Annotated in this window: 11 protein-coding genes and 1 pseudogene; 4 read left to right on the top strand and 8 right to left on the bottom strand. The window is 58.3% G+C overall.

The genetic code is table 11. The features are described from left to right. Positions 1 to 198: 198 nt before the first annotated feature. Together NKH59_RS24315 and NKH59_RS24310 are read right to left on the bottom strand one after the other, a co-directional pair. Positions 199 to 1,197 carry an ABC transporter permease gene (locus NKH59_RS24315; RefSeq protein ID WP_352453761.1) on the bottom strand — a complete coding sequence of 333 codons (999 nt, stop codon included), beginning with the start codon at positions 1,195 to 1,197 and terminating at the stop codon, positions 199 to 201. Positions 1,198 to 1,231: 34 nt separating this feature from the next. Beyond that, positions 1,232 to 1,972 (bottom strand): ATP-binding cassette domain-containing protein, encoded by a 741-nt coding sequence (locus tag NKH59_RS24310; RefSeq protein ID WP_023675804.1) that lies wholly within the window; start codon positions 1,970 to 1,972, stop codon positions 1,232 to 1,234. 426 nt (positions 1,973 to 2,398) lie between these two features. Between NKH59_RS24310 and NKH59_RS24305 the strand changes: the two genes are divergently transcribed. Next, positions 2,399 to 3,388, top strand: a complete 990-nt coding sequence (locus tag NKH59_RS24305; protein WP_023675805.1) for a sugar-binding protein — start codon at positions 2,399 to 2,401, stop codon at positions 3,386 to 3,388. A gap of 144 nt (positions 3,389 to 3,532) precedes the next feature. Continuing rightward, positions 3,533 to 4,312, top strand: coding sequence for a FadR/GntR family transcriptional regulator (locus NKH59_RS24300; protein WP_352774458.1), 780 nt, complete (start codon positions 3,533 to 3,535; stop codon positions 4,310 to 4,312). 888 nt (positions 4,313 to 5,200) lie between these two features. Here the strand turns inward: NKH59_RS24300 and NKH59_RS24295 are convergent. After that, positions 5,201 to 6,139: an NAD(P)-dependent oxidoreductase gene (locus NKH59_RS24295; protein ID WP_353023324.1), complete on the bottom strand. Its 939-nt coding sequence runs from the start codon at positions 6,137 to 6,139 to the stop codon at positions 5,201 to 5,203. Between the two features lie 152 nt (positions 6,140 to 6,291). Between NKH59_RS24295 and NKH59_RS24290 the strand changes: the two genes are divergently transcribed. Continuing rightward, a complete protein-coding gene (locus NKH59_RS24290; protein ID WP_353023322.1) occupies positions 6,292 to 7,188 on the top strand; it encodes an NAD-dependent epimerase/dehydratase family protein in 897 nt (298 codons plus the stop codon). A 100-nt stretch (positions 7,189 to 7,288) separates the two neighbouring features. On the opposite strand, the gene NKH59_RS24285 is transcribed toward NKH59_RS24290, so the two are convergent. Then, positions 7,289 to 7,684 carry a VOC family protein gene (locus NKH59_RS24285; protein ID WP_353023328.1) on the bottom strand — a complete coding sequence of 132 codons (396 nt, stop codon included), beginning with the start codon at positions 7,682 to 7,684 and terminating at the stop codon, positions 7,289 to 7,291. A gap of 116 nt (positions 7,685 to 7,800) precedes the next feature. Between NKH59_RS24285 and NKH59_RS24280 the strand changes: the two genes are divergently transcribed. Further along, a complete protein-coding gene (locus NKH59_RS24280; RefSeq protein WP_352836358.1) occupies positions 7,801 to 8,283 on the top strand; it encodes a MarR family winged helix-turn-helix transcriptional regulator in 483 nt (160 codons plus the stop codon). 287 nt (positions 8,284 to 8,570) lie between these two features. Here NKH59_RS24280 and NKH59_RS24275 read toward each other — a convergent pair. From NKH59_RS24275 to NKH59_RS24260, 4 genes and pseudogenes are all read right to left on the bottom strand, one after another. After that, positions 8,571 to 8,791, bottom strand: a pseudogene (locus NKH59_RS24275) (recombinase family protein); the annotation flags it as partial. 130 nt (positions 8,792 to 8,921) lie between these two features. Continuing rightward, positions 8,922 to 11,234 (bottom strand): UvrD-helicase domain-containing protein, encoded by a 2,313-nt coding sequence (locus tag NKH59_RS24270; protein WP_352836361.1) that lies wholly within the window; start codon positions 11,232 to 11,234, stop codon positions 8,922 to 8,924. Beyond that, positions 11,231 to 12,076 carry a hypothetical protein gene (locus NKH59_RS24265; RefSeq protein WP_352873287.1) on the bottom strand — a complete coding sequence of 282 codons (846 nt, stop codon included), beginning with the start codon at positions 12,074 to 12,076 and terminating at the stop codon, positions 11,231 to 11,233. The genes NKH59_RS24270 and NKH59_RS24265 overlap by 4 nt, the downstream gene beginning before the upstream one ends. A 490-nt stretch (positions 12,077 to 12,566) precedes the next feature. Further along, positions 12,567 to 13,055 (bottom strand): nucleoside deaminase, encoded by a 489-nt coding sequence (locus NKH59_RS24260; RefSeq protein ID WP_353023326.1) that lies wholly within the window; start codon positions 13,053 to 13,055, stop codon positions 12,567 to 12,569. Positions 13,056 to 13,465: the final 410 nt, after the last annotated feature.

Below are 13,465 nucleotides of genomic sequence, written 5' to 3'. Positions count from 1 at the left end.
ATCCACCATCGCGAATCTCCCTGCTCCAACCTCACAACAGAATCACTGATCGGCTTCTGTGCAAAGATCTCACAAGGGGAGAAGGTGGATCGGCGCGCTAGCGCCGAGACGGTTGAGGGGTGTTGGAAGAAATGAGGCGATGCCAAACTGGAGCACCCCTCTCCCACAAGGGGAGAAGGGGGAGGCTGCGTTTGAACGTCAGTCGTTGCGCCTGAAATTGCGGATGCGGTCGAACAGCACGGCGAGCAGGATGGCGCCGCCGATGAACACGCCTTGCCAGAAGGCATTGATGCCGAGCAGGCCGAGGCTGTTGCGGATGACCTCGATCAGCGCCGCGCCGACGACCGCACCGAAGGCTGTGCCCATGCCGCCGGCAAGGTTGGCGCCACCGATGACGGTGGCGGCGATCACCTGAAGCTCCATGCCGTTGCCGAGATTGGTGGTGACCGCGCCCAGCCAGCCGGTCTGGATGATGCCGGCAAGGCCAGCCGCCATTGCCGAGATCATGTAGACGACGACCTTGATCTGGCGCACCGGAACGCCGGTCAGCGTTGCCGCATGCTCGTTGCCGCCGATGGCGAAGATGTGCCGGCCGAATTTCGTCCAGCGCAGCACAAAGCCGGTAATCAACGCCAGCACGATCATGTAAAGCACCGGATTGGCGATGCCGAACACCCAGGCGCCGCCGCCCAGCGCCAGCAGCTTGTCGTGGTCAGGCCCGAACTGGAAGACGACGGTGTTGTTGGAGGCGACCATGGCAAGGCTGCGTGCGATCGACAGCATGCCGAGCGTCACCACGAAGGGCGGGAAGCCGAGATAGGCGATCAGAACCCCGTTGAAGGCGCCGATGATCAGCGCTGTGGCGATCGCAGCGCCAATGCCTATCTCGATGCCGTAGCCGGCATGCATGGTGACGGCCAGCACCATCGAGCACAGGCAAAGCACGGAGCCGACCGACAGGTCGATACCGCCGGTGATGATGACGAAGGTCATGCCGAGCGCGACGATGGCGACGAAGGTGACGTTGCGGGTGATGTTGTAGAGGTTCTTGGTCGTGGCGAAGGAATCCGTGGCCACCGACAGGAACAGGCAGGCGAGGATGACCGCGATCACCACCCAGAAGGTCTGGCTGGCAAACACCTTGCTCAGCAAGGTGTGCTGCTTGTGCGCGATCGTCTGATCAAGGGTGACTGCCATTATCGACCTTTTTTACTCATGGTTGAGGCGTCAATCATACCTGTTCGATGGCGCCGGTGATGAGCCCGGTGACTTCTTCCGGCGAACTCGATGCGATCGTCTTGTCGGCGACCTTGCGGCCGCGCCGCATGACGATGACGCGGTCGGCGACGTCAAAGACGTCGGGCATGCGGTGGCTGATCAGCACGACGGCGATGCCCTGGTCGCGCAAATGGCGGATCAGGTTCAGCACCTCGGCGACCTGGCGCACCGAGATCGCCGCGGTCGGCTCGTCCATCAGCACGATCTTGGCCTGCGAAAGCATGGTGCGGGCGATCGCCACCGCTTGCCGCTGGCCGCCCGACATTTGTTTGACCAGGTCGCGCGGGCGGGTTTCGGATTTCAGCTCGGCGAATATCTGGCCGGCGCGCTTGTACATCGCGGCATAGTCGAGGATGCGAAGCGGCCCGAGGCCGCGGCGCAATTCACGGCCGAGATAGACGTTGGCGGCGGCCGTCAGATTGTTGCACAGTGCCAGGTCCTGATGGACGATTTCGATGCCGTGCTGGCGCGCCTCGACCGGCTTGTGCAGGATCAGCTCCTTGCCGTCCATCTGCATCGTGCCATGGCTCGGCGGGAAATTGCCGGCGATCATCTTGACCAGCGTCGACTTGCCGGCGCCGTTGTCGCCCATCAGGCCGACAACCTGTCCGGCCTCGATCGACAACGAAACGTCGTTGACCGCCTGGATGGCGCCAAAATGCTTCGAGATGTTGGTGAGTTCGAGAACCGCCACCAGCCTTCTTGCCTCCCCGTGCTTTGCGGCCTGCGGTTCTGCCGCGGCCATTCGCTCTCCCCAGTTCCTCCCGGAAGCAGCGATTTTGCCCATTTACGCATATGCCTCCTTGGCGTCAACCACGGCTTCTTTCGAAAAATCAGTTTTGTAGGACAAATAGCATTGACGTCGGTGACAAGGCGATATTAGCTAAGTGTCGGAGGAGCTTGCGCCGAGCCACCGGGTTGCCGGAAGGAATCGGTGAGGGTTTGTCGGTCAGGGATCTGGTAACCAGCGATATCTGTCGGTGCCGGTCTGAGACTGAATATGAAAATGCTTATCGACCTGGCTTGGCGACACGAGTGCGACGTCCTCTGTCATCTTGCTCCGGGTCGATCTGTGTGTGGCGGGCACGCCGTGTCCGTTTGTTTCAAAGGGAGGACTGACATGAGGAAATCACTATTGCTCGCTGCCGCCGCCGTCATGGCGCTGGGTGCCGGGCCGGCCATGGCCAAGAAACAGCTCGTCATCGTCGTGAAGGGTCTCGACAATCCATTCTTCGAGGCCATCCACCAGGGTTGCGAGAAATGGAACAAGGAAAACGCCAGCTCGGAATATGAGTGCTTCTACACCGGACCGGCATCGACCTCGGATGAGGCCGGTGAAGCCCAGATCGTCCAGGACATGCTGAGCAAGCCCGACACGGTGGCGATGGCGATTTCGCCGTCGAACGCGCCATTGATCGCGCAGACGATCAAAAGCGCCAATCCGTCGATCCCGATCATGACCCTCGACGCCGACCTAAGCAAGGAAGATGCGGCGCTGCGCAAGACCTATCTCGGCACCGACAATTACCTGATGGGTCACAAGATCGGCGAATACATCAAGAAGGCCAAGCCGAATGGCGGCAAGATCTGCACCATCGAAGGCAATCCGGCCGCCGACAATATCCTGCGCCGCGCGCAGGGCATGCGTGACGCGCTTTCGGGCAAAGACGGCCTCGCGGCGCTGGCAGGGGAAGGCGGCTGGACGGAAGTTGCCGGCTGCCCGGTATTCACCAATGACGACGGCGCCAAGGGCGTGCAGGCGATGACCGACATCCTCGCCGCCAATCCCGATCTCGATGCCTTCGGCATCATGGGCGGCTGGCCGCTGTTCGGCGCTCCGCAGCCCTACCGCGACCTGTTCAAGCCGATGGCCGACAAGATCGCCAGCAACGCCTTCGTCATCGGCGCCGCCGACACGATCGGCGACGAGGTGGCGATTGCCCGTGACGGACTGGTGACCGCGCTGGTTGGCCAGCGGCCGTTCGAGATGGGCTACAAGGCGCCCTCGGTGATGATCGACCTGGTCGACGGCAAGCCGGTCGCCGATCCGGTGTTCACCGGTCTCGACGAATGCACCAAGGACACCGTCGACACCTGCATCCAGAAGTAGGTTCGCAGTTTCGGGGCGCCCGTCGGGCGCCCCGTTACGCGTCGTCCATACAAACGCACGAGGCGACGCTGCTTTGGAGCGTAGGCCGCTGCTTTGTCGTGCCCTGAATTCAGGCTTTCGACAAGAAGCTGCCGGGGAATACGAATGCCGGACGCGACATCAAAAAAGCGACCCGCCAAGTTGAAGGCAGAGCCTGGGCGGCCGGCCGGCGTTCGGCGTGCGGACGCCGCACATTTTCCCGGCTCGAGCGTGCATGCCTCGCTCGCCAATGAAATCGGGCTGAGGATCGTGCGCGGCGACTATCCGCCGGGAACCATCCTGCCCAACGAAGCCAAATGGTCCGAGACCTTCGACGTCAGCCGCTCGGCGGTGCGCGAAGCCATCAAAATGCTGATGGCGAAGAGCCTATTGGCGTCACGCCCGAAGATCGGCAGCTGGGTCGAGCCGAAGGAGCGCTGGAACCTGCTCGATCGCGACGTGCTGGCCTGGTACGCGACCTCGCCGGACCGCGAGGTGTTCCTCAGAACCGTGCAGGAATTCCGCCACATCATCGAGCCGGAGGCCAGCGCCTTTGCCGCGATGCGGCGCACCGACGAGCAGATGGCCGAGATCAGCCAGGCCTGCCGCGAGATGGGCGAGGCGACCAACCTGCAGGAGCGCACGCGCGCCGACACGCGGTTTCATCTCGCCATCCTGCGGGCCTCGGGCAACGATCTGCTGGTGCCGCTCGGCGTGCTGATCGAATCGGCGCTCGACCATTTGTTCCAGTTCGTCACCCGCGAGACCAGCGATCAGCGGCGGGCGCAGGCACTGCACGAGGCGATCGAGAAGAACATCCGCCTGCAGCGGCCCGCTGCAGCCCGTGCCGCGGTGCACAGGCTTCTCGCCAACACCGACGACGTTATCGGCCGGTCGCGGCGGTGATGGTTGCACAGGGCGGCGTTGCTCAGAACGATTGCAAAACTCGCATTCCTTGGCGCCCCCTCTGTCCTGCCGGACATCTCGCCCACGAGGGGGCCATCGCAGATAGCAAGCCGAGGCTTTCGCTCTACGACGTACCCCCACCCCTAACCCCTCCCCACAAGGGGGAGGGAGACTTCCGTTGGCGCTGACCTCGGCAAATTGCCTGCCTTTCGGCGCCAAAAGGGGAAGTAAGGGCGCGCGGCAGCGTTCCCTCCCCCTTGTGGGGAGGGTTAGGGTGGGGGTCCATCTTCGTAAGAATCCAAATGCGATTGCCCAGCGCAATAGAGGGGGAGATTGGATGCCACTTCGGCTTTCGCCAATCACCAACCTTAGGGCCAAGCAATGAGGGGCGGCGACCTCGGGTGGGACAGGAATTCGGACTTTTTTGCCTTCGCAGCTATTTTGTTCTTGCTTTGTGCCGGCAGCTATGCTACTAATTTGTGTATGGTGCCAATTGGCTCCAACGACCCGCCCGCCGAGGCGGTTTTTTTGTTTCCGGCTTCTTCCGATCGGAAGTGCGCGTGCTTTGGTGCACAGACTTCTCGCCAATACCGACGTTATCGGCCGGTTTCGGCGCTGATTCGATCGTTTCTCGGCCAACTGCGTGTAAGTCGGGTCAACCAGCAACGAAGGTCGATCATTTCCGTTAGTCGCAAATCGCAAATTTAGAGATTAGTCTAGCCGAAACCCTCCCTTCGTCATCCCTGGGTCTGCGCGACGTCGCTTCGCCCTGGGATGACGAAGGTGTGGTGTCATATGCTAATCGCCAGCGTCGGAGATTGGCGGATGTAGCTGGTCGGCAGCGAACGTTTGCAGTTGCGACACTCCCAGGCGTTAACCCCAACGTTCTCAGATCGCCTGCTTTTTGCCATCCCTGGTCGGCATCAGGTCGACGCCGTTGACCTTGCCGATGTGCGTCGCCAGCATCGGCACGTACTGATCGGCGGGGCCGGTGGCGAAGGCGCCGGCGAAGGCGTTCTTGGTGGCGTTGCCGAGCGGGTTGGCGATGCCGGCAGCACCCGCCATCGATTCGAGATAGGTGAGATCCTTGAAGGCGTTGGCGATGGTGAATTTGTGCGCGTCGCGGTCGCCTTCCAGCGTCCAGCGCATGAAGGTCTGGTAGAAGCCGCAATCCATGCGGCCGTTGCGGATGACGCTGTCGAAGCGCGGCGGCGAGATGCCGACCTTCTGCGCCAGCGCCAGCGCCTCGGAATAGATCGCGGCGTAGCCGAGCGAGATGAAATTGTTGAGCAGCTTCATGCGATGGCCGTCACCGGTGTCGCCGATATGGACGATGCGCCCGGCCCAGGTTTCGAGCACCGGCTTCAGCCGGGCAAAGACCGCGTCGGGCGCGCCGACCATGGCGTCGAGCGTGCCTTCCCAAGCCTCCTTCGGCGTGCGGCTGAGCGGGGCATCGACATAATCGACGCCGAGCCCCTTGAGTTCGCCGGCCAGCGCCATCGTCGAGACAGGATCCGAGGTCGAGCAGTCTACGACAACCGATCCCGGCTTCAGGCCTTCCTTGAGACCGCCTGGGCCGCGGATGATGGCTTCGACCTCGCGCGAGCCGGTGACGCAGATGAAGACAGCCGTCGATGCCGCCGCGACGTCGCGCGAGGTCTCCGCTTCCTTGGCACCGCGGCCGAGCAGGTCTTCCGCCGGCGCGCGGTTCTTGCGGCCGAGAAACGTCAGCGGATAGCCCTTGTCGACGATGTTCTTCGCGATCCCGTGCCCCATCAGGCCAAGCCCGATGAAGCCGATCTTTTCGCTCGCGGCGGTCGTGTTCATGTCATTTCGTCCTATTTGCAATGATGGATGACGGCGCTGCAGCTTGCCGGCGAATTGTTGAAGCGGGTTTTTGCCGCTCGCCGTGGCAGGCGATTGCAGAGTTCGATATTGTCTGACAATACACATGAATCTTAGGGAATGTGGAGAGCAAAATGACGAAGCGGATCATGTTCACCGGCGGCAGCGGCAAGGCCGGGCGCCACGTCGTGCAGTATCTGGTCGAGCAGGGCTGCCAGGTGCTCAACATCGACACCAAGCCGCTCGACAATCCCAAGGTGCGCACGCTGATCACCGACATCACCGACAGCGGGCAGGTGTTCAATGCGCTGTCGAGCTATATCGGCCTGCATGAATTCGACCCGTCGCTGCGTACGCAGCCGGTGGATGCCGTGGTGCATTTCGCGGCGATCCCGCGCATCATGATCACGCCCGACAATGAGGTGTTCCGCATCAACGCGCTCGGCACCTATAACGTCATCGAGGCCGCGGTGAAGCTCGGCATCCGCAAGGTGGTGATCGCCTCCAGCGAAACGACCTACGGCCTGGTCTTCGCCAACGAACCGCGCAACCCGACGCATTTTCCGCTCGACGAGCCGTACGACGTCGACCCGATGGACAGCTACGCGCTGTCCAAGGTCGTCAACGAGAAGACGGCGCGCGCCTTTGCGCTGCGCAGCGGCTTCGACATCTACGCCTTGCGCATCGGCAACGTCATCGAGCCGCATGAATATTCGCTGTTTCCGAAATGGTTCGCCGATCCGGATTTCCGCAAGCGCATCGCCTGGAGCTATATCGACGCGCGCGACCTCGGCCAGATCACGCTGCGCGCCATCGAAAAGGACGGGCTCGGCTACCAAGTGTTCAACGCCGCCAACGACGACACCTCGTCCGATCTTCCGACAGCCGAACTCCTGAAGCGGTTTTATCCCGACGTGCCGGTCCAGGGTGAACTTGGTGAATACGAGACGCTGCTCTCCAACCGCAAGGCGCGGGACATGCTCGGCTTCCGGCCGGAGCACAGCTGGCGGAAATACGTCAAGACGGCCTGACGGGGGCAGCTGACGCGAAACCGGCACTGGGCCGGCCCCGAATTGCTCGTCATGACTCCAGGCTCACACCCGCTACTACCGATGCGCGCACACCCTACGTTCAGGTGTTCGCCGTCGGGTTCATCCATACGATTTCCCAGACGTAGCCATCCGGGTCTTCAATGTGGCGGTTATACATGAAGCCAAGATCCTGTGCTGGGTTGGGATCGGCGCGACCGCCCGCCGCGACCGCGCTGGTCAGTGTTGCATCGACGGCATCGCGGTTATCCACCGTGAGGGCGATCATTGCCTGGCTGTCGCGCCGTGCGTCGCCGATTGGGCGTGTGGTGAATTCGCGGTAGTGGTCATGGGTCAGCAGCATCACCCCGATCGTGTCCGAGAACATGAGCGAGGTGGATTTCTCGCCCGAAAACTGCGGGTTCACGGTGCCGCCTAGCGCCACGTAGAACGCCGTCGACGCCGACAGGTCACGGACAGGCAGGTTCACGAAAATCATTTTGGCATCGATTTCGCTTTCTCCAGGGCTGCGCGCTGCGCTATTGTCTTGCTGCAATGTTAGTAGATGCAATGTATCTTGATTGCAAGATACATTTTGGCGAGGGAATATTTGCCATGGATCGCGCCGAGGCCGCAGCTAAGCAATGGGCCCGCGAGCGCCCCGATCTTCCGTCGTTACCTGTTGAAACGGCAGGTCGTCTGCTTGATGCCGCCGCGCGGGTCATCCGCGATCACATGAACCCGTTGCTCAAAGAAGCAGGCCTGAATGTTGGTGAGTTCGATGTGCTCACGCCGCTCAGGCGCGCCGGTGAACCCTATATGCTTTCACCTACTCAGCTCTACGAATCGGCAATGATCTCCTCGGGCGGCATGACCAGCCGCCTGGACCGGCTGGAGCGCGCCGGGCTGGTTGAACGACGCCCCGATCCCAACGACCGGCGTGGCAAGCAAATTGCGCTGACGACCGGCGGCAAGCGCGCGATAGACGATTTGATCGGTCCAATGGTGGCGCTCGAAGAGCAATTAATCTCCGTGCTGACGCCGGCGGAGCAGGAAACTCTTAATGCTCTACTTAAGAAATTGCTGACAGGCCTCTAATGCGACGCGCACCTCGCGCATCGTCCTACATTAGGTATAGCCTGGACTGTCGGATCCGAATATCCCCAGTCTGCAATCTGTCTAGAATCATAAACGTACTCTTGTGGGTCGTCTGGCGTCAAAGCTCTAAAGCCATCTCCATCCGGTTATACATCGAGAAAGCCGAAGCTATCAGCACAGACAGCTGGACATCTTGATCAGACGCGCCAGCACTGAGCGCAGCATCGATGTCACTCTTTGTCACGCTGAGCGCTTTGGCATCAAGCTTAACTGCAATCGCAATTAGCGTCGCGGGTGTCGCGGCCAAGCCGGTCGAGCCGGGCGACGACCAGCTCGTCGCCGGGTCGGAGAAAGTCGATGATAGTGGCAAGTTCGGCTCGCCCGTCACGGCTGGCACCGGAGACCTTTTCCGACCGAATGATGCCGCAGCCTTCGGCCGTCAACTTGGCGGTGTGCGTTTCGAGGTCCTGGTCGGGGTGCTGACGCGGGCGTAGCCAATTCGGCTCATGGGTGTCACCTCAAGGTTTAGGCCCGAGGGTAGACTGTCACAAATAGTCGATGTCAACCCAGATGTTACACAGGCTTTGCAGCTAGGTGTTACGTCACCTCAGGGCATATCCTGATCTTACTGTAAGCTGCTATGCGTCGGCTACCTCAAGAAGTCCGGCATGAATAGCGGGCACAATTAGCTTACTGGGACCACGAGCCTTCTCACCGATAATCTCCACTCGGTACTTGGCGCGGCTGACGGCCACATAGAGGCGGTTGTGGGCAGCATAGGACAAGAAATTTTTACTGCTTTCACTTTCGTCTTTGGAAGTCGGTGGAACACGGCCCCCGTCGATGCCCACTGCCACCACAGCATAAAACTCCAGTCCTCCCACATAGTCGGCATGGCCTATTACCACCTGACCGGATCGATTGGCAGCCTCTACCGCGCGCAAATCCCCGCGGCGTTTGAGGATAATGTAGGGTTTGTTCCGTTTCTCGGCGAACGCCGCTAAACTCTCCACAATCTTTTCGTCGAGTGACACAATCAGTATGTCACTCCGCCGACAACTCAAATCACTCTGGAGAATCTCGGTGCGGGCGAAAGCCGCCTCAATGAGAGCCTCGTCATTAGCCACGTTGAAATACCGCGGAATGGCAGCTAGCTTTTCATCGACGTCTGTAAACGCGGAACCAGCGGCCTCAACCGGATTATCAAAATTCGTGAAAAGCATCGCCCCCGAGGCAACAATAGAAAAAGACAAATTGACGATCTGAGTTGAAGATCGAAAAATCGTCTTGAATTGATTGCGTTCCTCCGTTCGATTCTCCTTAGACTGGGTTATGGCCGTACCAATCTCAGTCGTGGTCCATCCTCGATCGCCAACCGCCTGAGAGCGGTCTACCGAATATATAATTGGATAAGGTCCCTCAGTCTTGGTAAAATAGTGGAATAGATGCAACTCATTAATGTTAAATAGGTGGGTTTCGTCTACGAATATCGAATCGTAGCCATCGCGTACCCGCCTCCTGCGCCAAATAGGTGTATCTAGCTGTCCAATCGCAGTTAAGACGACGTCATCAGTATCGAACTGCCCAGCATCACCCAGTCTGGCCTGATACTTCTTAAAAACTGTAAATATAAATCCCTTGTCTGCTTCTGTTGAGACCGGTATTCCATACTTAAGCGGCAGGATTTTCTTATATTTGTCGAGGTCCTCCGAGGCGCGACCTTTGATAATAACACTAATTTCGTGCTGGAGCATCTCGGCGATTTTCCAGTTGTCTTCATCTCTTAAGAACGTCGTCAGTTCCGGCGACAGGAAGCGCTGATGTGAAGGGAGATCAATGGTTCTGGCTTCCTCGAAGGCTTCCGAGACGTAGAGAAGCTGAAGCTCTTTCGACTCCATCGCGTCTCGGTCGATAAACTCAGATTCGCTAATGTGCTGCCGCAACTGTTCTGCGCACAGGTCGCTTAGGGTACAAACCTTCAGCGAATGATTTGAGGACGACCGATCCCGCTCTGCAAAGTTAAACGGATCGATGACCGATAGAAACTCCTTCACCGAACTTCGCGTAGCATCGCTGTGAGTGACAAATACGATATGATTTGGCTCTTGGGCGCTTTCAGCTCGTGCAAGGGCGTGGATTGCCTTTAACATCAGGCAAAGCGTCTTGCCGGTGCCTGCGGCCCCTTCAATTCGGTGGGCACCGATGATGGGGGCCTCCACGAAAGCGCGCTGTTGAACTGTTAAAAGGGGCTGCCAATCTCCATAACTGCGAAATATGGATGTCGTCGCATCCCCATTGGCCTCTCCCAAATCAGACACCTGAAGTTGGTCGACCTTAGGCCCGTTGGGAACAGCGGCTCCTGCTAACACCCGTGACTCTTCCTTTATCGACGGAAGGTCGTCATAGGCCTTGCGGAAATTGGTGAGTTCGGCCACTTCCCGGACAGCATCCCCGGCTTCGTACCCCGCTTTGTATGCCAGCAGGAATTTCCCCGCACCACCGCGCTTAGCTAAGCGTTCAGCCATCGGTTCCCGCTCGATAACAACCCGGAAAGGAGTGGGCTTATACTGAAAAGGAAACAATACGACCTTGCTACTGCCGGATATTATCTTTTCAGAAAATGTTAGGCTCAGACCCTGCCAGAGTTTTTTTGCAAGACGAAGCAACTTCTGCACCGCAAACAGAGCCTCGAAATCATTTAATTGCTTGAAGAAATCTGCGGACTCTGCATCAACTACAAGGAATCTCGCGTCTCGAGAAATATCGGGAGAGACTATTGCCAACCCGTCCGCACTGCGGATCACTTTGATGTTCGCCGAAATGGCAAACTGGCTATCTCGACCGGCGAGAACGTTCAGAAATTCTTTTCCCTGCTCAAATTCTGAAGACTGAAGAAATCGGCTTGCGACGATCTCATCGATCGCCCCGGAGTCGAACATTATGTATTTCATCCAACTACCCTTTGGGAATCTGGAATGCGCGAACACACCGCGTTTATGTAGTCCCGATCGGCATCGGTCACGCCGATCCGACCGAACATCAGAGAAAAAGTTTGCAGAATATGCTCGATATCAGGCGAGGCGATTTCACTAATTGGCATAGAGAAATCGTCAACTTGAAACGAAATATAAGACGGCCAAGACAATGGACCTTGCGCGTCTAAGGTGCGGGCATCAGCACCCCGAGCTATAGTCATGGCTAAGCTGCGAGGAATAAAAGTGACTTCCCGCATAAGCGCTACATATCCGCGCGGCTCTTCACCATCGAACACTCGTGACAAAAAATAATGACCACTCAGATTGTGGCGGATTAATTCTTCCAGCAAGCGCTTTTTTTGCGCGTCAAATTGCTTGTAGAGGTTATCGATACAAAGAGAGATATTTCTTTGGAAGGAGGCTAAAAATTCACAAACTTCGACGATGTCAAAGAATTGCTTCGCTGGCTTTTTCCCCTTGGAGTAATCATCCAAAAAAAAGCTATCAAATATCTGCCGTGGAGATTGAGAGTTCAAAAGACTCTCTGCAATTCCGGCCGTTTTAAGTGCTCCTTTCAATTTTCCGGTCGTATCGGCTGATGCACGAGAAAGCATTAAATCTAAACCATCAGTAACAAGCCAATCGTCCAAAGAGACAACCGGGACATAGTTCAACATAGGGAATTTCTCTTGGGCAAGGTCGCAGCGCGCGGTGATTATCAAGCCGAAAACTTGACGCCCGTCGTAACGTTCTGCTTTGGCGCATGTGAAAATTACGCCTTGGTTCAATCGACCGATTTTGGGGGAACGAAGTTCCATTGCCTTTGATAAGCCTCCGGAGATTCTAGGGATTTGGAATTTGCGACCGTGTCTAGACTATGTCAACGACTGCGCCGCCTAGTACCATGGGTGTGCCAATCCATTCCTACCGAAGGGACCGAGATCTAGAGCGCACTAGTTTTCCTGAAGTGCACTTTTCTTGCAATGAGCTGACGATGGGAAGTACGGCGACATGGCAGACCAACCAAAATTTCATCACTATCTACCCAGCTTCTATCAGGCCCAATTGGGCGGCGAAGATGGTCGGCTATTTCGGTACAGAAAGGTCTTTGGAGACAAAATCGACCGCTGTGGGTGTATCCGACGCAGTCTGGCGGTGAGGACAACCTTTATTCGGATTCCGCAAAAGCGCCCGACGGGGCGACAATGGGTTGAGAAGACCTTTATGTCGCCCCTCGATTCACAAGCGCACAAAGCCCCAAGAATGATTGGGACCGCGCTTCTGCCTCTGAATCAACGAGTCCTGACCCTACTTGTCGTTCCAGAATTCGGCCTGCAGTTGCGCCGCTTCATCGGCAAGCAGCGGGCCGATGACTTCAGTCGGACGCTGCCCGGCTTCGAAGACGATCCTGCAGGGCAGGTCGAGTGTGGGGTTCTCGACATGTGCGCCCGTCACCCGCTTGAGGTCGTGTTCGCTCTGGCCAAAGACGACCCGTCCAATGCCCGCCCAATAGATTGTCCCGGAGCACATCGCGCAAGGTTCGGCCGAACTGTAGAGCGTGCAGGAGGCCAGCTTTTCGAGGCTGACATTCATCCCTGCCCACGAGGCCAGCAGCCTTTCGGCATGAGCGGTGCGGTCGCCGCCGCCGGCTTTGTAAGCGTTGGGCTGCTCGCGCAACACATTGCCGTCCTTGTCAGCGAGCAGCGAACCAAAGGGATGTTCGCCGGCATCGCGGGCCTTGCGCGCGACTTCGAACGCCTGACGGAGCAGGCGCTCATCATAGGGGCGTTGTGGCATCGGCAGATCCTCCGGCAGCTGCAGCGGGATCTTTGCCGTCGTCAATCACTTCGTCGGCTTCCTCGCCTGTCGCAATGCGCATGACATGGACTGCGTTGCCGATCACATCGGAGGGCGCTTCTGGCCTCTAGGACCGGTTGGCATAGGCTGGCTTCCCAAGTGTCCGGGCATCATTCATGCAGTCGGCCTTTATAGCCTCATAGTCCGGGCCCTGCCGTTCAACCGAGCGTCCGTCATAATGGCGACCGCTAAATCGGTACACGCCAGCTGAGACCTCGCCAGAGGTAAACGTCCAACCTTCCAATGCGTCTTGATTGTGATCGCTCACGATTGCTCCCATGCTTTCCGGTAAGCATACAGGAGCTCAGCCCGATATGGGAAATGCATGTTGCATTCCGTCAAATTTCAAA

Source organism: Mesorhizobium sp. M0998 (assembly GCF_040318885.1).
GTDB lineage: Bacteria > Pseudomonadota > Alphaproteobacteria > Rhizobiales > Rhizobiaceae > Mesorhizobium.
This window is presented reverse-complemented; position numbering and strand designations above follow the sequence as displayed.